We start from the raw sequence: 21750 nt of genomic DNA on the forward strand, positions 1-21750 counted from the left end.
GGGGGCCCCCCCCGGCCCCGCCCCCCCCCCCCACCCCCATGACCTGGGGCGCTGCCGTCATCCTGACAGCGGGGCGCCCGAGTGCCCGAGCGGCGGGGCTGTGGTCACCACGACAGGGCGATGTACTTGGACTCCGTGTAGTCCAGCAGACCCTCGTGGCCGCCTTCTCGGCCGATGCCGCTCTGCTTGGTGCCGCCGAACGGGGCCGCCGGGTCGGACACGACACCGCGGTTGAGACCGACCATGCCGGAGTCGAGGCGCTCGCTCACCCGCAGACCGCGGGCCAGGTCGGTGGTGTAGACGTAGGACACGAGACCGTACTCGGTGGCGTTGGCCAGCTCGATGGCCTCGTCTTCGGTGGTGAAGCTGACGACCGGGGCGACCGGGCCGAAGATCTCCTCCTCGAGCACCGGCGCGCCGGGGGGCACGTCCTTGAGCACGGTCGGCGGGTAGTAGTAGCCGGCACCCTCGATCGATTCGCCGCCGGTCACCACGGAGGCGCCGGCCTGCACGGTGCCCGTGACGAGCTCGGCCACCTTGTCACGGCTCTCCGCGTTGACGAGCGGGCCGAGCTGCACGCCGTCGTCGAGGCCGGGGCCGACCTTGAGAGCGGACATCGCCTCGGCCAGCCGGCGCGTGAACTCGTCCGCGATCGACGCCTCGACGTAGAAGCGGTTCGCGGCGGTGCACGCCTCGCCGCCGTTGCGCATCTTCGCCACCATGGCGCCTGTCACGGCCTCGTCCAGGTCGGCGTCGGCGAAGACCAGGAACGGCGCGTTGCCGCCGAGCTCCATCGAGCAGTTGACCACGGTCTTGGACGCGGCGGCCAGCAGGACCCGTCCGACCTCGGTGGAGCCGGTGAACGACAGCTTGCGCACCCGAGGGTCGTCCAGCATCGCGCCGACGACCGCCCCGGAGCGGCGGGAGGGCAGCACGTTCACCACACCGGCGGGCACGCCCACCTCCTCGAAGAGGGCGGCGACGGCCAGCGCGGTCAGCGGCGTGTCACTGGCCGGCTTGAGGACCACGGTGCAGCCGGCCGCCAGTGCCGGGCCGATCTTCCGGGTGGCCATCGCGGCGGGGAAGTTCCACGGCGTGACCAGGACCGAGACACCGACCGGCTGGCGCAGCACCAGGATCTTGTTGGAGCCGGACGGAGCGGTCTGGACGCTGCCCAGGGTCCGCACGGCCTCCTCGGCGTACCAGCGGAAGAACTCCGCCGCGTAGGCGACCTCGCCACGGGCGTCGGCGAGGGTCTTGCCGTTCTCCAGGACGATCAGCTCGGCGAATTCCTCCGCCCGCTCGGTCATCAGGTCGAAGGCACGGCGCAGGAGCTCCGCTCGCTGCCGGGGCGGGGTGGCCGCCCAGCCGGGGAGAGCGGCGTCGGCCGCGTCGACAGCGGCGAGCGCGTCCTCGGTGGTCGCGCTGGCGACATCGGCGAGCTTCTCGCCGGTGGCCGGGTCCATGACGTCGATACGGGAGCCGTCGCTCGACGGCCGCCAGCGGCCGCCGATGAACAGGTCGGTGGGGACTTTGTCGATACGGAGCCGAGCTGGGGAGCCCGAGTGGTGTGCGCTCACTGATTCATCGCCTTCTGCACGATCTCGATAATGCGGTCTACCGACGGGGCGCCAGGCACTCCGGCGCGTCGGCGGCGGGTAGTGGCATGTGCGGGGTGATGCGGACCGGCGCCCGGTGCGGGCCGAAGAGGGACTCTTCGGCGATCACGGGCACGGGCTGGGCGCTCCGGCCGCACAGCTGGGGGATTTCGGTGATCGGTCGGCCGTTGCCCGCGACGGCTCCCAGGACGTTTGGGGGTCGGGCGGAGCCGCCTGCCTGCATGCTTCCTCCGATCGGAGGGCCGCCGGTCCGGCGGTCGTCACGGTTCGCTGCGTGAAGTGGTGCCAGCAGGTTCCGGACGGGTGGCCGGCCTCCGAGGAGGGTTGAGGCCGGCCACCGGCTTACGGGCCCGGTGAGCACCGCGTGTGCCATGGCACGGGCCCGCTGCGCGGGCCCGGCCGGTGGGCGCGTCCCGTCAGTACGCGTTGGCGACGAACAGCTCCTGCGCCGGGAACTTCGTGAGGATTTGCGGACCCTCGGCAGTGACCACAACCTCCTCCTCGATGCGCGCGGCGGAGAAGCCGTCCGAGGCCGGACAGTAGGTCTCCAGGGCGAAGACCATGCCCTCCTGGATCTCCACGGGGTTGTCCAGGCTGTTGAGGCGGCTGATGATGGGGCGCTCGTGCAGTCCGAGGCCCAGGCCGTGCCCGAACTGCAGACCGAAGGCGGCCATCTCGCTCGCGAAACCGAACTCGGTCGCGGCCGGCCACACCCGGGCCACCTCGTCGGTGCCGACACCCGGCTTCACCACGGCGATGGCGGCGTCCATCCACTCACGGGCCTTGGTGTAGGCGTCGCGCTGCGAGTGGGTGGCGCTGCCGACCGCGAAGGTGCGGTAGTAGCAGGTGCGGTAACCGTTGTACGACTGGATGATGTCGAAGAAGGCCTGGTCCCCGGGGCGGATGAGGCGGTCGGAGAAGTTGTGCGGGTGCGGGTTGCAGCGCTCGCCGGACACCGCGTTGATGGCCTCGACCTGGTCCGAACCCATCTCGTACAGGCGCTTGTTGGCCAGCGCGACGATCTCGTTCTCACGGATGCCGGGCTTGAGCACGTCGACGATGTCCTGGTAGACGCCGTCCACCATGGCCGCGGCCATGGACAGCAGAGCGATCTCGTCCTGCGACTTGATGGTGCGGGCGTCCAGCATCATCTGCTGGGCGTCCACGACCTTCAGGCCCTGCCGCTGCATCTCGAACAGGAACGGCGGCTCCACGATGTCGACGCCGACCGGCAGGTCCGCCACACCGGCGTCCTCGAGCATGCCCTTGATCTCACGCACCGCGGAGGCCATCAGACCGGCCTCCGGCGCGATGGCCCCGCGCATGCCCAGCATGCCGGCGCGGGAGTTCTCGGGCTTCAGCCACGGGGCGAACAGCTGGTGGTGCTTGGCCGCGGAACCGAAGTCCCACAGCACGGGCTCGCCGCCGTCGCGGGTCAGCAGGGCGTAACGGGTCATCTTGTCCCCGAGAGCGCCGCCGATCCAGGTCTGCGTCGAGTAGCGGATGTTGTAGAAGTCGAACAGCAGGAAAGCACCGCACTCGCTGGCATCCAGCGCTGCACGGGTGCGCTCCAGTCGGTAGGACCGCAGCCGGTCGTAGTCCACGCGCATCTCGTAGTCGACCGCGCTGTGGCCGTGGGCCGGGATGGGTCGCGAGGTGCTCGCGCTTGTCACTGTCATCGTGTGGATCGTCCTTTGTTGCGTTGCCCGGGACACCGGCGTACGGCCGGTGTGGGCGGTCGGAGGAGGGGCGTCGTCGCCCCGTGGCGGGCGTGCCGAAGCGGTCCGGGGGCCCTCAGGGGCGACTCGGCCGAGCGCTCAGGACTCGGGGGTGAGGCCGTCGTCCACCTTCACGTTCTCCGGCTCCAGCGTGATGCCGGAGCGGCGCGCCTGCTCGAGGATCAGGGTGGCGAAGTCCTCTTCGGTGTGTCCGGCGCCGATCGCCGCCTGGACGAGCTGGGCGGTGGCGGAGGCGACCGGCATCGGGACGTCCAGCTCGCGGGCTGCGGACAGACCGAGGTCGAAGTCCTTGCGCAGCAGAATGTTGGTGAACGTCGGCTTGAAGTCCAGGTTGACCATCGCCGGCGTCTTGTACTGGCTGAAGATCGAGCCCATCACCGAGTCGTTGAGGAACTCCAGGAACGCGGAGCGCTTGACGCCACCCTTCTCCGCGAGGAGCGTGATCTCGGCCAGCGACTGGGTGACGACACCCAGGAAGACGTTGTGCGCGATCTTGACCAGGCGGGCCACCTCGTCCTCACCGACGTAGGTCACACCGCGGCCCAGCAGATTCAGCAGCGGCTCGACTGCGTCGAACACCTCGCGCGGGCCGGAGACGGCGACGGTCAGCTTGCCGGCCGCGATCACCTTCGGGTTTCCGCTGACCGGGGCGGCCAGGAAGTCGGTGCCGCACTTTGCGGCCGCCTGCCGGACGACAGCGGAGACCTGGGTGGAGACGGTGGAGCTGTCGATCAGCACGCCCGGTGCGGCGTCCTTCGCGGTGAGCACGCCACCGGGGCCGGTGGTGACCGACTCCAGGTCCGCGGAGGCGGAAACCATCACGAAGACCACGTCACGGTCGGCCAGTTCCTCGGGGCGGTCGACGATCGTCGCGCCCTTCTCGGCCAGCGGCTCGGCCTTGGCCCGCGTCCGGTTGTAGACGGCGACGTCATGGCCGGCGTCGAGCAGCCGGGAGGCCAGCTGGTATCCCATCCGGCCGGCACCGATCCAGCCGATGCGGGGGCGGTCCGTGGCAACGTACGTCATGGTGTTTCCTCAGTCCTGGAAGACGGCTCAGCAGGGGCGGCTTGCCGCCCTGCGACAAGTCCCCGCGGAAGCGGAGAAGCCGAGGGTGCTTGTTGAAATGCATTCGGTTGCCTTCGGCAGACACCAGTCATGCCTTGCTCGCGACAAGCCGAAGCGCCCATCTGGTCTGCAGTGATCGCCTCCCGTCGCCCGATGGGACGGGGATGGGTGCGTCACTCGATCCTGATGATGCGCAACCGATTGCCGTTTCATGCTTGCTCTGCGGTTACGGGGATGTCAAGAGGGCATGACATCTCTTCCCAGGAAGAGGCCAAAAAACATTGGGAGAGGGGCAGATGGTCATCGAACGGGCCGATGCGTCGATCATTGCGTCGCCATGGCGATCGGTTGTGGTGACGTGCGGAGATCCATAGACTGTGCACGTGAGTAAGCGCCCCACCATGTCCGACGTCGCAAGCCTCGCGGGAGTCCACAAGGCCACGGCCTCCCGTGCCCTCAATCCCAACACGAGCAGCCGGGTCAACGCGGCGACGGCCCGGCGGGTAAGGGCCGCCGCGGAAGAACTGGGGTTCACCCCCAACTCAGCAGCCCGCAGCCTGCGCACGAACCGTTCCTTCACGGTCGGCGTCCTGCTGCCGGACCTCACAAATCCGCTCTTCCCCCCTGTTGCGCGCGGCATCGAGGAGGTCCTGAACGCCCGTGGCTACACCGCGCTGTTGGCGAACACCGACAACGACGAAGCCAAGGAACGCAGGCAGTTCGACGCTCTGCGGGGACGGCAGGTGGACGGATTCATCGTCGCCACCGCGCAGCGCGAGCATCCCCTGTTGGATGAGGCCCATGAATCGGGCGTCCCGATCGTGCTCGTCAACCGCTGTCCCGACCGCAGACTGTTCCCCTGGGTCGCAGGCGACGATGCCGCCGGGATGGCGCTCGCCGTCGAGCACCTGCTCGGTCTCGGACACCGCGCCATCGCCCACGTAGCGGGCCCGCAGACCATGTCCACCGGTGTCACCCGCGCGCGAGCCTTCCGCCATGCGGTAGAGACCGCCGGGATCGGTCCTGAGTCGGCACCGGTCGCGGTCGGCGAGGCCTATACCGTGCAGGCGGGCGAGCGCGCCACCCATGAACTGCTCGAAAGACACCCCGATACGACGGCCATCTGCGCCGGCAACGACCTGATCGCCCTCGGAGCACTGCACGCTTTGAAGGCCAGAGGTGTGCGGTGCCCGCAGGACCTTTCCCTCGTCGGCTTCAACGACATGCAGTTCGCCGACGAATTCCAGCCGCCGCTGACCACCGTGCACGTGCCGCACCTCGACCTGGGGGCGGAGGCAGCCCGCCTCCTGCTTGAGCGTTTGGACCGCTACGAGGAGAAGGGTCCTCCCGCGCCGATGGCGAAGACCGTCCTGCTACCGGTGCGTCTGGTCGTCCGAGCCTCGACCGCCGCGCCGTCGCCTCACGGTGCGTAGCACTCCGGCAGGACGATCAACGGGTCACGCATCCGTCGGCCACCGCGCGGGGGAGGCCGATGACGGTGACCGTGCCCCCCGGTGAACCGCCGTGCCACCTCGGCGAACGTCGGCGTCGGCTCAGCCACAGCGGTGATCGCATGGCACTCCGCCGGGGCGGCGCCGGCATGATGCCCAGCGTGCCGCCATCGACACCGCCGTCCTTCACCAGGAAACCGTCTCAGGGGGATTCCTGGCTCACTCTGCCCGGCGGATAGACGGCCCGTGCTCCGCACCCGGTGCAGGTGCGAGTACGCACTCTGCCGGACGTGGTTCTCGGGGTCCGAACGCCAACGACTCGTCGCGGCCGCGGTCGAGCGCATCGCGACGCCGTCTCCGCGGTGAACACCGCGGCCCCTGCCCGGGTCGGCCGGGCCGGCTCAGGCCGCGGCGCGCAGTACAGCGGGCGACAGCGGGCCGGTTCGCGGTTTCCCGGTCGACTTCCGGACGATCAGCCGTCCTTCGATGCGCACCGTGCGGGGATCGCGCGGCGCCGAGCCGTCACCCGCGTTGATCCGTTGCAGCAGCAGCCGGGCCGCCATGTCCCCCATCTCCTTCAGGGGCAACTCGTAGGTGGTGAGCGGCGGATCGGCGATCTCGTACCAGAGCGGGTTGAGGAAACCGGCGACGGACATCTGGTCGGGGATGCTGACCTCCAGCCGGTGCAGTGTCTCCAGCACACCAAGCACGATGCGGGAGCTGGAGGCATAGATCGCGGTCACTCCCGGATGGTCGCGCAGGATGCGCAGGGTGGCGTTCTTGCCCCAGTCCGCGTCGTAGGAGCCGGTCAGCTGCGGGCAGTCCCGCTTGCGCAGCCGCAGTCTTCGGCAGGCGTCCTCGAAACCGGCGACCCGCGCCTTCGAGGTGGACAAGCCTGCAGGACCCGTGATCATCGCGATGCTGGTGTGTCCGAGCTGGGCAAGATGCTCGACGATCTCCGCGCTCCCGTGCTGTTCGTCCCCGGTCACCGAGTCGACCGCGTCCAGTTCGGAGCGCCGCGCGTATTCGACGATGGGCAGGTTCGGGCTCATCCGGCGGATCGCCTTCGCCCCGTCGGGACTGCAGGGGGTGTGCGCGATGGCGTCGACCCGCTGCTCCACCAGGGAGGTGAGCAGTTCCGCGTCCGTTGCCGGGTCGTTGTTGCTGCAGCACAGCACCAGCCGATACCCCTGGGCCGCGAACACCTCCTGCAGGATCGCCGCGCCCGAGGTGTAGAACTCGTTCTCGATGTCTGGGATCACCAGGCCCACCGCCTTGGTCTGCGACTGACGCAGCGCGCGGGCGAGTCCGTTGGTCCGGTACCCGAGCCGCTCCGCAGCCTCTTCGACCCTGCGCCGGGTCGCGGGGCTCACTCTGGGGGCCCCACTCAGGGCGCGCGAGACCGTGCCCAGGCCGAGACCGGTCTCCTTCGCGATGTCCTTGAGGTTTGCCACATGGAAACGATATCGCACCCGATCCGCCGACGGGTCCGGTCGCCGTGGATCCATGTCCGCCGACTTGCGTGTCGCCGAAGATCTTCAGGAAGTCGGCGTTCTCCTAGGGCTGTTCATTCACTTGCCGGTTGTGGCGCGGCATGTGACGGGTCGGGGGACACAGGTTCCCGCGGGGGACCAGGCCCCCTGGGGTGCCGGTGAGGCGGCCTGGAAACCTTTGAGGCATGGAATGGTTTCCATGAAGTCTCGCGGACGGGTCAGGTTGACCGTGCGTTTTGATCACTCCGTGCCGCCGCCGTGGGTGTGATCGCGATACGCGACGCCTCGCCCCGCGCGGCGCCTCGTTCGCTCTCGACCACCCTCGGGGGTGGAAACCCCCAGGTGGGAGAGGATTCCTGTGAAGTGTGAGGCGTCCTCCGGGCAGTCGCCGACGCGGGCTTCGCATGCCATCGCGCCCCGGCTCCCGGTCGTTCTGTGGAACGCTTTCCACGCCGCCTCAACCAACTGATCGCCCGCACTCGGCGATGTGCCGGTGGCGGATCCGAGCGGGCCCACGCCCGCCCTTCCTGCCTCTGGCGTTCATGAAAGCCCAGCTCAGAGTGCTACTCGGAACCAATGGCCAAGTGGCGTCATGTCTAGGTAAAGCGTGCCACAACACGAATGAAACCTGTGCGGTCGTGCCCCTTGACACTGTGACGCCCGCAGTCGCATCCTCGGACGACGAGTCGAGATGGAAACCTTTCCACCAAAGGGAGTATTCCGATGGGACGTCGGCGAACTATCCCCAAGAGACAGCGGGCCGCCGCTCTTGCGGTGGCCGTGGCCTGTGCGGGCCTGACGGCGTGTGCAGCCAAAGCGGAGCCCGCCGGCAGTGTGGCCAAGGACGGCGGCTCATCCGCCGGAGGATCCTGCGGAACAGTCACCTACCGGGATCCGGGCGGCGACGCCGACCTGTCGAGTCTCCCCAAGGAGACGAAGGACGGGTACAACGGCTACTTCGCCCCGGTCAACAAATCCGAGTACAAGGATTTCAAGGCCACGTCGAAGGGCCCTCTCAAGATCGGCTACAGCGATTCCTTCTCCGCCAACGGCTGGCGGGGCGATGTGCTGAAGCGGCTGAAGGACGACGCCGCCTTCCTCAAGAAGGCCGGTGTGGTCAGCAGTCTGCAGACAGCCAACTCCAATCTCGACAACAGTCTGCAGATCCAGCAGATCACCAGCATGATCAACCAGCGCGTGGACGCGATCCTCGCGATCCCCAACTCACCGACCGCGTTCAACGGAGTCATCAAGCAGGCGTACGACGCGGGCATCCCCTTCGTCACCCTCAACTCGCATGTCACCTCGCCGTACGCGATCAACGTCGACACGAACTATCACCTCACCGGTGAGCTGGTCGGCGCCGGGATCGCGAAGATAGTCAAGGGCGAGGGCGACGTACTCGTCGTCGACGGCATCAACGGTTCTCCTGCCAGCACCGCACTGCACAACGGCTACCTGGCCGCGTTCAAGAAGTGCCCGGGTATCAAGGTGGCGGGGTCCCTCGAGGGACAGTGGAGCGAGGCGACCGCCAAGTCGCTCATGCTCCAGCACCTCTCCACCCACCCCGGTGAACTCGCCGGTGTGGTCGGCAGCGGTGGCATGACCAACGGCATACTCCAGGCGCTCAAGCAGACGGGCCGCCAGCCCGTGCCCATCGGCGACGCCAACCCGAACCAGGGCTCGCTCGTCTCGCTGCGCGAGATGCTCCCGGACACGTACGTGGCCGGCACCACCCCGCCGGCGCAGGGCATCGACGCCGCACTCCTCACGGCGATCGCCACCCTCCAGGGCCAGGGACCCAAGTACGACTCCATCGTGGCGACACCGGCCCAGATCACCGGCCGCGACGCCCTGGAATCCTGGATCCGGGACGGCTGGACCGAATCCTCCGCCGCCCAGGCTCCCGCTCCGCCCGGAACCGAATGGCTGTCACCCGAGCAGCTCCCCGCGTACTTCGAGCATCCCGCGGAGCTTCCCGAGCTGCCCCCGCTGCCTTAGTCAGTGCCGCAGGCAGGCAGAGTGCCCCGCCGCCACCCCGGCAGGGCCGTCCGCCACGCTGCCCGACCGAGCCGAGCCGCTACCAGGCCGTCCGGCGTCGCGCGGCGGGCCCGCACCCAGGGCACCTCGCCACCGGGCGAACCCCCGCGTCACCGGCGCCGATGCCCTGCGGCACCAGTACGGGTCACCGGCGGAGGCAGAGTTCAGCGCCTCCGCCGGCGACCGCCAGGACGGACTTCCCCTCGACGGATAGGAATGGATCGGTGGACGGAACACGCCGTGGTGCGCCGGCCGGGCCGGGGCCCGCTCGGACGACCACAGCCGCAGGTCAGGACGCCGGAGCGAACCCGCTCTTCGAAGCCAGCGCAATGACGAAGAGCTTCGGGCCGACCAAGGCGCTGACCGACGGCACCCTGTCGATCGCGCCGGGCGAGATCGTGGCCCTGATGGGAGAGAACGGATCAGGCAAGAGCACGCTGGTCAAAACTCTCTCCGGAGTGCTGCGGCCCGACAGCGGGGAGATCCGGCTGGACGGAAGCCCGCTGTCGCTGTCTACCCCCCGCGCCGCGCTGCGGGCCGGTGTCGTCACCGTCTTCCAGGAGATCCTGGTGGCGCCGTACCTCAGTGTCGTCGACAACCTCTGGCTGGGCTCGGGCTCACCGCTCGCCACCCGCAGGAACGAGACCGCCCGCCGCGCCGAGGCGGAGCGGGTCCTCTCGGTGCTGTCTCCCGAACCCCCGCCGCTGGACGCGACCGTGGGGGAGCTGGACCTGATGCAGCAGCAGGTATGTGTGATCGCCCGCGGTCTGCTGCGCCGCCCCCGGCTGCTCATTCTCGACGAGGTCACCTCCACGCTCGATGTCACCATCCGGGACCGCTTCTTCGCGGAACTGCGCCGGCTCTGCGCCGCCGGGGCCGGGGCGCTGTTCATCTCCCATCGCATGGACGAGGTGCTGTCCCTGGCGGACCGCTTCGTCGCACTGCGTTCGGGGGCGACCGTCGGCACTCTCGACCGTGCCGAGGCCACCGCCGAGCGGCTGGTCCGGCTCATCTCCGGCGAGGAGGCCGCCAAGGAACGGATCCGGTCCCTGCGCGCGTCGGCGGCGGACGCCCGCCCGGTGCTGGAGGCCGACGGCGTCAAGGTCCGTGCCGACGCCCCTCCGGTCCACCTCACCGCCCGGCGCGGCGAGATCATCGGACTGGCCGGGCTCGAAGGCCACGGACAGGACGAGTTCCTCCGGATCCTGGCCGGACTGCGGCCCCTGGAGGCGGGCGCGGTACGGGTCGTCCCCCCGGGCGGCCAGGAGGCCGTCACCGTTCGCTCGTACCGCCAGGCGGTCGGTCTGGGTATGGCCTACGTGCCCCGGGACCGCAAGAGCGAGGGCATCGCCGATGTGCTCTCGTCGCTGGACAACTTCAGCGTGCCGACACTGCGCCGGGACTCGCTCGCCGGGGTGATCCGCTACCGGATGACCAGGGCGCGGTTCCGCAAGTTCGGCCGCACCGTCAACCTGGCGCCCGCCCCGCGGACCGCGGTCGGCCGGCTCAGCGGCGGCAACCAGCAGAAGGTGATCATCGCTCGCTGGCTCGCGACCGAGCCCGGCGTGCTGCTGCTCAACGACCCCACCCGCGGGGTCGATCTGAAGACCAAGCATGAGCTGTACGACCTGTTCGAGCGGCTCGCCGAAGAGGGCATGACGATCGTGATGCTCTCCACCGAGGTGGAGGAGCACCTGAACCTGATGGACCGCATCCTGGTGTTCCACTCCGGATCCTGTACGAGCGAACTGACCCACAAGGAGGCCGACCGCGAGTCGCTGGTGTCGGCCTACTTCGGACAGCGGCGGGACACCCTGGCACACGGAGGCCGGCGATGAACCTGCGGATCATCCTGCGCTCGCCGCTCGCCAAGGTGTGGATCATGACCCTGGCGCTCGTGGTCGCGAACGCCGTCGTCTCGCCCAACCTGCTCGCCGGGTCGCGCCTGCCCGGGATGGTGACCCTCCTGGTCCCGCTCGTGCTGGCGGCTCTGGCGAGCGTGCCGTCGGTACTCTCGGGCGGCGGTGGCCTCGACCTGTCGGTGGGTCCGCTGCTGGGGTTCGTCAACGTCGTCGTGGTGGGCGAACTGGTGCCCCGGGGAATCGGTTCCGCCTGGATCGCGATCCCGCTGTGCGTCGCGCTCGGCGCGGGCGTCGGCGCGCTGAACGGAGCCCTGGTGGCCTACGGCCGGCTCCAACCGATCGTGGCGACCCTGGGCACCTTCCTGGTGCTCACCGGGCTGGCCCTCGTCGTGATGCCGGAGCCGGTCGGCGACGCCCCCGGCTGGGCCGGCTTCCTCGCGGACAGTTCACTCGGCGGATATCTCCCCCACTCGCTGATCCTGCTCCTCGTCGCCTTCGGGCTCTGGGCGGCGCTGCGCGAGGCGGGCTTCATCCGGCTGGTCCGGGCGGTCGGCAGTGACCAGCGCGCGGCGTACACCTCCGGAGTGAACGTCGCGGCGATCCGGCTCGGCGCGTACACCCTGGGTGGTGTGTTCGCCGCGCTGGCAGGCCTCGCGCTGACCGCGCTGATCAACTCGGGCGACCCGACGGTCGGCGAGCAGTACACCCTCATGGCGATCGCCGCCGTGGCGCTGGGCGGGAACGCGCTGCACGGGGGCCGCGGCGGGATCCTCGGCCCGCTGCTCGGCGCCACCACCCTCTTCCTCATCCAGCTGCTGCTGTCGGCCGTCAACGTCTCGTCGCTGTGGATCCAGGTCGTCTACGGGACGGTGCTGCTGGTGGCCATCTGTCTGAACTCCGGCATGCCGGGCGGAGCGCGGCTCCGTACCGCCGGACCCCAAGGAGCCTGACCATGACCATGACCTTGAGTGCCGTCACCGGCCGGCTGAACGGCAGAATGGCGTCCGGACCCGCCCAGTTGCTCACCATCGCGGCCATCTTCCTGGTGGGCCACACACAAGTGGTCGGCTACAGCGGGATGACCTCGATCCAGGCCATGGCCGTGCTGGCCGCCTTCCTGGGCATCGCCGCCATGGGACAGACCCTGGTGGTGCTGGTCGGCGGCATCGATCTGTCGGTGCCCGCGGTCATCGGGGCCGCCAATGTGATGGCGGCGAAACTGACCGGGGACGGGTTCTCCTCGCCCACGATGATCGCCCTGGTGCTGGCTTCCGGCTTCACCGTCGGCGTGGTCAACGGATACGTCACCAGCCGGTGGCAGGTGCCCGCCCTGATCGTCACCCTGGCGACCGGGTCCGTGGTCGGCGGCGCCATCCTGCTCTGGACCAATGCGGCCCTCACCGGCCGCGCCCCGGCCTGGCTGACCGAGTTCACCTCGTCCTCCGCGACCACCGGGCCGCTGCCGCTGGCCCCGGTCGTGGTGGTGTGGCTGGTGCTGGCGGCGGCCGCGGAGTTCGTGCTGCGCCGCACCCGGGCCGGCCGGAAGCTCTACCTGCGCGGCGTCAACCAGGAAGCGGCCAGGCTGATGATGGTCAGCGACCGTTCGGTGACGACCCTCGCCTTCGGCTGCTCCGGTCTGCTGGCCGCGCTCAGCGGTCTGCTGCTGACCGGCTTCACCGGATCTGGTCTCTTCGAAGTCGGGGCGCCGTACCTGTTCAGCTCGATCGCCGCGGTGGTCGTCGGCGGGAACTCCCTGCTCGGCGGGCGCGGCAACATGCTGCGCTGCGTGCTCGGCGTGATCGCGCTCACCGAGCTGACCACTCTGCTGGTCGGGTTCTCCCTGAGCGCGGCGGCCCAGCAGGCGGTGCTCGGCGCGGTGATCGTCCTGGTCGTGGCCGGCTACGGCCGGGAACAACCGCTCGGCAGCCAGATATGAACCGTCCGGAAGACCCACCCGCGGGTACCGCCCGGCGCGGGACGACCATCGCACCGGCGCACCCGGTACACCACTCGGGCCCGGAAGGGGCGAGCGATGTCTGAGACAACCACCACTGATACGGGAGGAACCACCACCGTGCCTGACACCGACCGGCGATCACATCTCATGGATTCGCGGCTTCTCGGTGATCTCTTCACATCCAAGACGATGCGGGCGGTCTTCACCGACCGGGCGATGGTCCAGTCGTGGCTGGACGCCGAGTCGGCGCTGGCGTACGCGCAGGCCCAGTTCGGCATCGTCCCCGAAGAGGCAGCCCAGCGGATCGCCGCCTGTGCCGACGCGGCCAAGTTCGATCTCGAGGTGATGGGCGGGGAGATCGAGCAGACCGCCCACCCGCTGGTTCCACTGATCCGCCGGCTGGCGGGGGCGGCCGGACCGCAGTGGGGGGCCTACGTCCACTACGGAGCGACCACCCAGGACATCACCGACACCGGTCTGGTGCTCCAGGTGCGCGACGCGGTGCGGATCACCGAACGGCTGCTGCGCGACCTCATCCGGGTGCTCGCGGACCTGGCCGCGCGCCACCGCGACCTGCCCATGGTCGGGCGTACCCACGCCCAGCACGCGCTGCCGATCACCCTGGGGTTCAAGTTCGCCGTTTTGCTGGCCGAGTGCGAGCGCCATGCCGCCAGGATCGAGGACGCCAAGAGCCGGGTGCTGGTCGGCCAGCTCGGCGGCGCGGTCGGCTCGATGGCGGCGCTCGGACCCGACGGCCCGGAACTCCAGGACCGGATGATGCGGCGGCTGGGGCTCGGCAGCGCGCCGATCCCCTGGCACACCGCCAGGGACGGTCTCACCGAGATCGTGTCCGTCATGTCGATGATCGCCGCCACCTGCGGGAAGATCGCCAACGAGGTACGGGTACTGCAGCGCACCGAGGTCGCCGAACTGGAGGAGCCGTTCGCCCTCGGCAAGGTCGGCAGCAGCACCATGCCGCACAAGCGCAACCCCATGTTCTGCGAGTACATCATCGCCAGCGCCATCCTGTGCCGGCAGGCACCGGCCGACATGCTGGCGGCGATGCACCAGGAACACGAGCGGGACATGAGCCTGTGGGGCGTCGAGTGGACCGTCGTACCCGAGACGTTCTGCCTGGCCGCCGGACTGCTGGAGCGGACCACCTGGATCCTGGAGGGACTGGTCGTCCATCCCGAGGCGCTCCACCGTAATCTGCACACCCTCGGTGACCTGATGCTGTCCGAGGCGGCGATGATGCACATCGCCACCGCCCTGGGCAAGACGGCTGCCCACGACGTCGTGTACAAGGCGGCGATGGAGGCGTGGGAGAACGGAAGGCCGCTGCGCGACATCCTGATGGAGAGCGACGAGGTCACCGGGTCAGGTGTGGACCTGGACCGGCTGGTCGAGCTGCTCGTGCCGGAGAGTTACCTCGGATCGTGTCAGACGCTGGTGGACCGGGTCGTCGTACAGGCCCGCGCGTTCCTGGCGGACACCGGCGCGGCCCCCGCGGCCGCCCAGGGAGGGGCGGCATGACCCTCACCCCGAAGGGCCAAGGCGACCCGCTGCAGCCGGTCGGCTTCGTCGGGCTCGGCGCGATGGGCGGCCGGATGGCGGCGCGGCTGCTCGCGGCGGGCCACCCGGTCTACGGCTGCAACCGATCCCCGGAGCGGCTGGCCCCGCTGGCCAAGACTGGCCTGGTGCCGTGCGCGACCCCGCGCGAGGTCGCCGAGCGGGCCGAGGTGATCCTGAGCATGGTGTGGGACTCCGACGCGCTGCGCGCCGTCACCGAGTCGCCCGACGGTCTGCTGGCCGGGCTCACCGACCGGCATGTCTATGTCGACCTGTCCACCGTGGAACCGCACATCAGCAAGGAGATCGCGGAGCAGGTGCGCGCCAAGGGAGCGCACATGCTCGACTGCCCGGTCTCCGGAAGCCTGGACGCGGCCGAGGCGGGCCGCCTCGTCCTGCTGGCCGGGGGACCGGCCACCGCCCTGAGGCGGGTACGCCCCGTGCTGGACGTCCTCGGCAGCTCGGTCATCCACCTCGGGGACGACAACGGACTCGGTCTGACGGCCAAGCTCGCGATCAACCTCCAGGTGGCGATCCAGGAGGTGGCCTGGGGCGAGGCCATGCTGGTGGCGGAACGTGCCGGTATCAGCAGGGCTACCGCGACAGAAGCGATGCTCGCCAGCGTCATCGCCTCCCCGATGCTGCGCTACCGGGCCCCCTTCCTGCTGGAGGAGCCCGCCGAGGTCTGGGCCAGCGCCGCCCAGCTGCGCAAGGACGTCGACTACGCCGTCGGCGCGGCAGGTGGCGGGACGGCCGCCGGGGATCTGACGCTGACGCTGCTCGACGCCATCTGCGCGGCGGGCGAGGGTGACCGGGAGGCCGCACAGCTCATGCGGTACGTCGCGGACCGCCAAGGTCGGCCTGACAGGACAGGAGAGCAGTGATGAAAGCCGCCGTTTACCACGGGCCGCGGGACGTGCGCGTCGAGTCGGTCGCGGAGCCGGCCCCGCCCGGTCCCGGCGAGGTGCTGCTCCGGGTCGCGGTGTGCGGCCTGTGCGGGACGGACAGCCACGAGTACGCCCACGGTCCTTCGATGATCCCGCTCACCCGCAGGCACCCGGTGTCGGGACATCTCGGTCCGATGATCCCGGGCCACGAGTTCATGGGCACGGTGCAGCAGGCGTCCCCGGACGTGACCGGGTTCCCGGTGGGCACCCGGGTGGTGGCGGGGGCAGGCCGGTGGTGCGGGACCTGCGGGCCCTGCCTGAAGGGCCGTACCAATCTGTGCGACGCGTACTACACCTACGGCCTCAACACCCACGGCGGCCTCGCGCAGTACATCACCGTGCCGGCCGCGATGTGCGCACCGGTGCCCGACGGCTGCGCGGACCGCGACGCGGTGCTCGCCCAGCCCATGGCGATCGCCCTGCACGCGCTGAACCGGTCCGGAGCGGACCCCGGCGACCCGGTGGTGATCTTCGGCGCGGGCGGCATCGGCAGTCTGCTGGTCGCCGCCGCGGCGTCCCGCGGCGTCCGCGCCCATGTGCTCGACCTCGACGAGGAGCGGCTGGCGACCGCCCTCGGCCTGGGCGCCGTCACGGCCCGGATGGCCGACGACAAGGGACTCGCGGCGGTACGGGAACTCGGCCGCACCGGCGCCCCGGTGGTGATCGAGGCCTCCGGCTCGGCGGCCGGCCTGCGGGACGCCCTGGGCGTCACGGGAACCGGCGGCCGGGTGGTGATGCTCGGGCTGCCCAAGGCGGCGGCGGAGGTCGATGTCCGCACCGCGGTCATCTCCGAGATCGATCTGGTCTCCTCCAGCGCCCATGTCTGCGCCACGGACATCCCGGAGGCGGTCGCGGCGCTGGCCCGGCAGCCGATCTCCGGCCGGATCGTGGACCGGATCGTTGCGCTCGACGAGATCGTTCCGCTCGGCCTCCAGCCGCTTGCCGCGGGGCGGTTGCGCGGCAAGGCGGTCGTCGCCGTCGACTAGGTCCCGGTCACCTCCGGTCCATGAATCGGGTCACCGTCGCCGGATCCAGGGGCGGAGAACTCCAGCACAATTTACAGATAAGCGACACTTGCCACGTCTCATGCACAAAGGAGTGGACAATGAGTAAGCAGCGGGTTCTGCTGCGACAGGGCACTGTGATCACCATGGACGACGGGATCGGTGACTTCGCCACCGCCGACGTGCTGGTGAACGGTGAGGTCATCGAGGCGGTGGCACCCGATCTGGGAGGCGCCGACGCCGAGGTCATCGACGCCCGCGGAATGATCGTGATGCCCGGCATGGTCGACACCCACCGGCACACCTGGCAGGCCGCGCTGCGGGGCATCGCCGCCGACTGGACCCTCGGCCAGTACATGACCGGCCTGCATCTCGGTCTCAGCGCGCTGTTCCGGCCCGAGGACACCTACGCGGGCAATCTGCTCGGCGCCGTCGAGGCCCTCGACAGCGGTATCACCACGCTCCTCGACTGGTCGCACAACGTCAACACACCCCAGCACAGCGACGCCGCCGTACAAGGCCTCTTCGACTCAGGGATCAGGGCCGTGTTCGCCCACGGCGGCGGCGCGGACATGTACCAGGTGCCCAGCACCGTCCCGCACGACCTGGACGTGCGACGGGTCCGCGAGCAGTACTTCTCCTCGGACGACCAGCTCTGCACCATGGCGATGGCGCTGCGCGGGCCGCAGTTCGCCACCCTCGACGTGACGGAGGACGATCTGCGGCACGCCCGCGAACTCGGTCTGCCGATCACCCTGCATGTGGGCGACGGCGAGTGGGGCCGCAGCCGGCCCGTCACCCAGATGAAGAAGCGCGGCCTGCTCGGCCCCGACATCACCTACGTGCACTGCAACACACTCGCCGACGACGAACTGCAGGACATCGCCGACACCGGTGGCACCGTGTCCATCTCCCCGGACATCGAGATGCAGATGGGGCACGGCTGGCCGGCCACCGGAAGGCTGATGCGTGTGGGCATCCGGCCGAGCCTCTCGATCGACACCTGCGTGTCCAACAGCGGGCACATGTTCGGCACGATGCAGATCTGCCTGGCCACCCAGCGTGCCATCGACAACCAGGAGCCCGGCGCCACCGACCGGCCGGCCGTCTCGCTCAGCTCCCGCGACGTGCTGTCGTTCGCCACGGTCGACGGGGCCAAGGCATGCGGTCTCGACCGCAAGGTCGGCAGCCTCACCCCCGGCAAGCAGGCCGACATCGTGCTGCTCCGGTCCTTGGACACACTGTCCCTGGCGCCCCTGAACAACCCGATCGGCCAGGTCGTCTACTCTGCCCACCCTGGTCTGGTGGACACCGTGCTGGTCGCCGGCAGCGTCGTCAAGTCGGGCGGACGTCTGCGCGGCGACATCGCGGAACGGGCCCGCCGGCTCGCGGCGGAGAGCCGGGACAGCCTCTTCGAACGGACCGCGGACGTCGAGTCGCTCTCCGACGCCCGGATCGGCGGCGGCTGGCAGCCCGCACCACTGGTCACCTCGGTCGTGTGACGGCCGCGGCCCGCTGACGACACGGCGGCCCGCTCCCGTGGCCGCCGCATCACCCACCCCCACCGGATTTCTCACCAAGGTCACAGCGCTCCTGGCGGCGCACGACGGGGCACCGCGTTGTGACCCCCGAACGGCCTTGACCTTTTCGAAAGGAACCCCGCCCATGGGAATCGCCACCTACGGAACGACCAACGTCGACTGGGAGGCGCGGATCGACATGGACCGGCTGCGCCGGGAGCGGCTCGCCCGCCTGCGTGCGCAGCTGGAGGAGTCGAGCTTCGGCGCGCTGCTGGCCTTCGACTTCGCCAACATCCGCTACATGACGTCGACCCACATCGGCACCTGGGGATCGGACAAGCTGGTGCGGTTCGCACTCCTCGTGCGCGGAGCCGAGCCGATCATCTGGGACTTCGGCTCCGCCGCCCGTCACCATCAGCTGTACAACCCCTGGCTCGGCGAGGAGCAGACCGACCCGGTCACCGGTGTGCGCAGCGCCGTACCCGGCACCTCACGGTCGTTCGCGGGTATCTCCACCCTGCGGGGCGCCATCCACCCGGACGCGGGCCGGGCCGAGAGCGTGGCCGAACGCGTCCTGGACGAACTGCGCAAGCACGGGCTGGAGAACGAGCCGGTGGGCGTGGACTTCGTCGAGATGCCGGTGCACCGGGCCCTCACCCAGGCGGGGATCGACATATCCGACGGCCAGCAGCTGTTCCTCGAGGCACGCCGGGTCAAGACCAAGGATGAGATCTCCCTCCTCACCCACGCCTGCGCGATGGCAGACATGGCGTACGAGGAGCTGTACAAGTTCCTGCGCCCGGGCATCCGCGAGAACGAGACCGTCGGGCTGGTCAGCAAGATCCTTTACGACAACGGCTCAGAGTTCGTCGAAGGCATCAACGCCATCTCCGGCGAACGCTGCAACCCGCACCCGCACCTCTACTCGGACCGCATGGTGCGCCCCGGCGACCCTGCCTTCTTCGACATCGTGCACAGCTACATGGGCTATCGCACCTGCTATTACCGCACGTTCGCCGTCGGCAGCGCCTCCCCCGCGATGAACGACGCCTACAAGATCGCCCGCGAGATCATGGACGAGTCGCTCGCCGCGGTGAAGCCGGGCGCCACGACCGCGGACATCGTGTCGCTGTGGCCGCGGGCCCAGGACTTCGGATTCGCCGACGAGGAGGCCGCCTTCGCCCTGCAGTACGGGCACGGCGTCGGGCTCTCCGTATGGGAGAAGCCGATCTTCAGCCGGATGACCTCGCTCGACCACCCCGAGGAGCTCAAGGAGGGCATGGTCTTCGCCCTGGAGACCTACTGGCCGGCCAGGGACGGCTGGTCGGCGGCGCGGATCGAGGAGGAGCTCGTGGTCACCGCGGACGGCTGCGAGGTGATCACCCGCTTCCCGGCCGAGGAGCTCCTGGTGGCCGGACAGCGGTACTTCGCCGCGTCCGGACCGCTGCCCGCCGTGCGTGAGTCGCAGTCGCACCTCAACAACCCCAAGCTGCGGTCGGGTTCATGACGCGCTTCCGGGATCCCAAGACGCCCCGCCGCGGCATCACCGTCCCGTACACCCCCCCTTCCGTCCGCCGACCGCCGGACCACTCCGTCCCGCGGTCGGCGAAGGGGACCGTCCAGGAAGTCTGTAAAGGAGTCGACACGTGAACACCCCCATGGCGTCCGAACAGGCCACCGCGGACGGGCTGACCAGCTACCGGATGTGGATCGGCGGCGCCTGGTGCGAGGCGCTCTCGGGAGCCCGGTTTGAAACGGTCAACCCGTTCACCGGCCTGCCCTGGGCCAGCGTCCCCGACGCCGCGGCGGCCGACGTGGATGTGGCGGTGAAGGCTGCCGAGAGCGCCCAGTTCGGGGCGTGGGGCCGGACAGGCGGATTCGAGCGGGCCCGTCTGATGCACCGGCTCGCCGACATCATGGAGCGGGAGGCGCAGTCGCTGGCCGCCACCGAGACCAGGGACAACGGCAAGCTGCTGCGCGAGATGCAGGGGCAGATGGAGTACCTGCCCGCGTGGCTGCGCTACTTCGCCGGGATCGCCGACAAGTTGCAGGGCGAGGTGATCCCCTCCGACCGGCCCAATTTCATGGTGTACACCCGGCACGAGCCGGTGGGCGTGGTCGGTGCCATCGTGCCGTGGAACTCGCCGCTGATGCTGCTGATGTGGAAGCTGGCCCCGCTGCTCGCGGCCGGCTGCACCCTGGTGGTCAAGCCGTCGGAGCACACACCGGTCTCGGCCCTGGAGTTCGCCCGGCTGGTGGACGAGGCGGGCTTCCCGCCCGGTGTCTTCAACGTCGTCACCGGGCAGAGCGCGGACCTGGGCCGGGCCCTGGTCGAGCACCCGGGCGTCCGGCACGTGGCGTTCACCGGATCCCCCGACGTGGGGATCAAGGTGGCCCAGAGCGCGGCTGGCCACTTCGCCCGTACCACGCTCGAACTCGGTGGTAAGTCGGCGCAGTTGGTGTTCCCCGACGCGGATCTCGACGCCGCGTCCAACGGGCTGATCGCCGGCATCTTCGCCGCGACCGGGCAGACCTGCGTGGCCGGTTCGCGGCTCGTCGTCCACCGCGACGTACACGACCGACTGCTCGACCGGGTCCTGGACCGCACCAAGCGGATCGTGCTGGGCGACCCGACCGCGCCGGAAACGGAGATGGGGCCGCTGGCCAACGCGGCGCAGTACAGGACCGTCACCGGTTTCGTCGAGCGGGCCTGCGCCGACGGTGCCCGGGTACTGACCGGCGGCCGCCCCGACCCGGAGTTGGGCGGGCTGTTCTACCGGCCCACGGTGCTGACCGATGTCCGTCCGGACATGGAGGTGGCTCGCGAGGAGATCTTCGGTCCGGTGCTGTCGGTGCTGACCTTCGACACCGAGGAGGAGGCGGTCGAGCTCGCCAACTCGACCCGCTACGGGCTGGGCGCGGGTGTGTGGACCAACGACCTGCGGCGCGGCCACCGGGTCGCGCACGCCCTGCGGGCCGGCAATGTGTGGGTGAACTCCTACCGGGTGGTCGCTCCCAATGTGCCCTTCGGCGGCACCGGAGCCAGCGGCTGGGGCCGGGAGAGCGGGGTCGACGCGGTGCGTGAGTACACCGAGACCAAGGCGGTCTGGATCGAACTGGGGGGCGAGACCCGCGATCCGTTCAAGCTCGGCTGACGGTCACTGGACCGGCGGGACGGCCGGGTGATGGGGGAGGGGGCAGGAACCGGGACGGGTTCCTGCCCCCTCGCTCGCGACCGGCTCAGAACGCGTTCACCTCAGTGAGTTCGCCGGTCGGTTCCCAGAGCCGGGCCGTGGCGTCCGGGTCGGTGGGCCGAGGGCATGACGCCCCGGTCGCCGATCGGCCGACCGGCGACCGGGGCGCCGCGAGCAGCATGGCGCACCGCGACGGTGCCACCCCAGGCCTGAGCAGTAACGAAGCAGTCCCCGCACCCCCCGCCGAGCGCAGATACGGCCCCCGGAAGATCCCGCTCTCCGGATGC

General features: G+C 69.9%; 16 protein-coding genes. 11 read left to right on the top strand and 5 right to left on the bottom strand.

Translation table 11 applies throughout. The features are described from left to right. Positions 1-104 precede the first annotated feature (104 nt). From ACWDO5_RS28655 to ACWDO5_RS28670, 4 genes are all read right to left on the bottom strand, one after another. Positions 105-1580 carry an NAD-dependent succinate-semialdehyde dehydrogenase gene (locus ACWDO5_RS28655; RefSeq protein WP_450533269.1) on the bottom strand — a complete coding sequence of 492 codons (1476 nt, stop codon included), beginning with the start codon at positions 1578-1580 and terminating at the stop codon, positions 105-107. A 37-nt stretch (positions 1581-1617) separates the two neighbouring features. After that, the gene (locus ACWDO5_RS28660) at positions 1618-1842 is read right to left on the bottom strand and encodes a hypothetical protein (RefSeq protein WP_450533270.1); all 225 of its coding nucleotides are present in this window, start codon (positions 1840-1842) and stop codon (positions 1618-1620) included. A gap of 193 nt (positions 1843-2035) precedes the next feature. After that, on the bottom strand, positions 2036-3298 hold the full coding sequence (locus ACWDO5_RS28665; RefSeq protein ID WP_450533271.1) for a M24 family metallopeptidase: 1263 nt from the start codon (positions 3296-3298) through the stop codon (positions 2036-2038). A 138-nt stretch (positions 3299-3436) separates the two neighbouring features. Continuing rightward, on the bottom strand, positions 3437-4384 hold the full coding sequence (locus tag ACWDO5_RS28670; RefSeq protein WP_450533272.1) for an NAD(P)-dependent oxidoreductase: 948 nt from the start codon (positions 4382-4384) through the stop codon (positions 3437-3439). A 422-nt stretch (positions 4385-4806) separates the two neighbouring features. Here ACWDO5_RS28670 and ACWDO5_RS28675 point away from each other — a divergent pair, with 422 nt between their 5' ends. After that, positions 4807-5856 carry a LacI family DNA-binding transcriptional regulator gene (locus ACWDO5_RS28675; protein ID WP_450533273.1) on the top strand — a complete coding sequence of 350 codons (1050 nt, stop codon included), beginning with the start codon at positions 4807-4809 and terminating at the stop codon, positions 5854-5856. A gap of 419 nt (positions 5857-6275) precedes the next feature. On the opposite strand, the gene ACWDO5_RS28680 is transcribed toward ACWDO5_RS28675, so the two are convergent. Then, a complete protein-coding gene (locus tag ACWDO5_RS28680; RefSeq protein WP_450533275.1) occupies positions 6276-7328 on the bottom strand; it encodes a LacI family DNA-binding transcriptional regulator in 1053 nt (350 codons plus the stop codon). Between the two features lie 762 nt (positions 7329-8090). On the opposite strand from ACWDO5_RS28680, the gene ACWDO5_RS28685 reads away from it, so the two are divergent. The 10 genes from ACWDO5_RS28685 to ACWDO5_RS28730 all read left to right on the top strand — a co-directional run bounded on the left by ACWDO5_RS28685 (position 8091) and on the right by ACWDO5_RS28730 (position 21424). Next, positions 8091-9368, top strand: a complete 1278-nt coding sequence (locus ACWDO5_RS28685; protein WP_450533276.1) for a substrate-binding domain-containing protein — start codon at positions 8091-8093, stop codon at positions 9366-9368. Between the two features lie 368 nt (positions 9369-9736). After that, positions 9737-11245 carry a sugar ABC transporter ATP-binding protein gene (locus ACWDO5_RS28690; protein ID WP_450533277.1) on the top strand — a complete coding sequence of 503 codons (1509 nt, stop codon included), beginning with the start codon at positions 9737-9739 and terminating at the stop codon, positions 11243-11245. After that, positions 11242-12219, top strand: a complete 978-nt coding sequence (locus tag ACWDO5_RS28695; protein WP_450533279.1) for an ABC transporter permease — start codon at positions 11242-11244, stop codon at positions 12217-12219. The genes ACWDO5_RS28690 and ACWDO5_RS28695 overlap by 4 nt, the downstream gene beginning before the upstream one ends. A 2-nt stretch (positions 12220-12221) precedes the next feature. After that, entirely contained in the window at positions 12222-13205 is a 984-nt protein-coding gene (locus ACWDO5_RS28700; protein ID WP_450533280.1) for an ABC transporter permease, read from the top strand. 96 nt (positions 13206-13301) lie between these two features. After that, on the top strand, positions 13302-14762 hold the full coding sequence (locus ACWDO5_RS28705) for a class-II fumarase/aspartase family protein (RefSeq protein WP_450533281.1): 1461 nt from the start codon (positions 13302-13304) through the stop codon (positions 14760-14762). Continuing rightward, a complete protein-coding gene (locus ACWDO5_RS28710) occupies positions 14759-15682 on the top strand; it encodes an NAD(P)-dependent oxidoreductase (protein ID WP_450533282.1) in 924 nt (307 codons plus the stop codon). The genes ACWDO5_RS28705 and ACWDO5_RS28710 overlap by 4 nt, the downstream gene beginning before the upstream one ends. Then, on the top strand, positions 15682-16731 hold the full coding sequence (locus ACWDO5_RS28715; RefSeq protein ID WP_450533283.1) for a zinc-dependent alcohol dehydrogenase: 1050 nt from the start codon (positions 15682-15684) through the stop codon (positions 16729-16731). Before ACWDO5_RS28710 ends, ACWDO5_RS28715 begins: the two co-directional genes overlap by 1 nt. Before the next feature lie 119 nt (positions 16732-16850). Then, positions 16851-18251: an amidohydrolase family protein gene (locus ACWDO5_RS28720; RefSeq protein ID WP_450533284.1), complete on the top strand. Its 1401-nt coding sequence runs from the start codon at positions 16851-16853 to the stop codon at positions 18249-18251. Positions 18252-18414: 163 nt separating this feature from the next. Next, positions 18415-19776 (top strand): M24 family metallopeptidase, encoded by a 1362-nt coding sequence (locus ACWDO5_RS28725; protein ID WP_450533285.1) that lies wholly within the window; start codon positions 18415-18417, stop codon positions 19774-19776. A gap of 139 nt (positions 19777-19915) precedes the next feature. Continuing rightward, positions 19916-21424 (top strand): aldehyde dehydrogenase, encoded by a 1509-nt coding sequence (locus ACWDO5_RS28730; protein WP_450533286.1) that lies wholly within the window; start codon positions 19916-19918, stop codon positions 21422-21424. Positions 21425-21750: the final 326 nt, after the last annotated feature.

This window comes from Streptomyces sp. NPDC000880, assembly GCF_053599675.1.

Coding starts and splice junctions, on each gene's coding strand:
- ACWDO5_RS28660 (WP_450533270.1), bottom strand. CDS start 1,842: ATGCAGGCAGGCGGCTCCGCCCGACCCCCAAACGTCCTGGGAGCCGTC.
- ACWDO5_RS28665 (WP_450533271.1), bottom strand. CDS start 3,298: ATGACAGTGACAAGCGCGAGCACCTCGCGACCCATCCCGGCCCACGGC.
- ACWDO5_RS28670 (WP_450533272.1), bottom strand. CDS start 4,384: ATGACGTACGTTGCCACGGACCGCCCCCGCATCGGCTGGATCGGTGCC.
- ACWDO5_RS28685 (WP_450533276.1), top strand. CDS start 8,091: ATGGGACGTCGGCGAACTATCCCCAAGAGACAGCGGGCCGCCGCTCTT.
- ACWDO5_RS28690 (WP_450533277.1), top strand. CDS start 9,737: ATGACGAAGAGCTTCGGGCCGACCAAGGCGCTGACCGACGGCACCCTG.
- ACWDO5_RS28695 (WP_450533279.1), top strand. CDS start 11,242: ATGAACCTGCGGATCATCCTGCGCTCGCCGCTCGCCAAGGTGTGGATC.
- ACWDO5_RS28700 (WP_450533280.1), top strand. CDS start 12,222: ATGACCATGACCTTGAGTGCCGTCACCGGCCGGCTGAACGGCAGAATG.
- ACWDO5_RS28705 (WP_450533281.1), top strand. CDS start 13,302: ATGTCTGAGACAACCACCACTGATACGGGAGGAACCACCACCGTGCCT.
- ACWDO5_RS28710 (WP_450533282.1), top strand. CDS start 14,759: ATGACCCTCACCCCGAAGGGCCAAGGCGACCCGCTGCAGCCGGTCGGC.
- ACWDO5_RS28715 (WP_450533283.1), top strand. CDS start 15,682: ATGAAAGCCGCCGTTTACCACGGGCCGCGGGACGTGCGCGTCGAGTCG.
- ACWDO5_RS28720 (WP_450533284.1), top strand. CDS start 16,851: ATGAGTAAGCAGCGGGTTCTGCTGCGACAGGGCACTGTGATCACCATG.
- ACWDO5_RS28725 (WP_450533285.1), top strand. CDS start 18,415: ATGGGAATCGCCACCTACGGAACGACCAACGTCGACTGGGAGGCGCGG.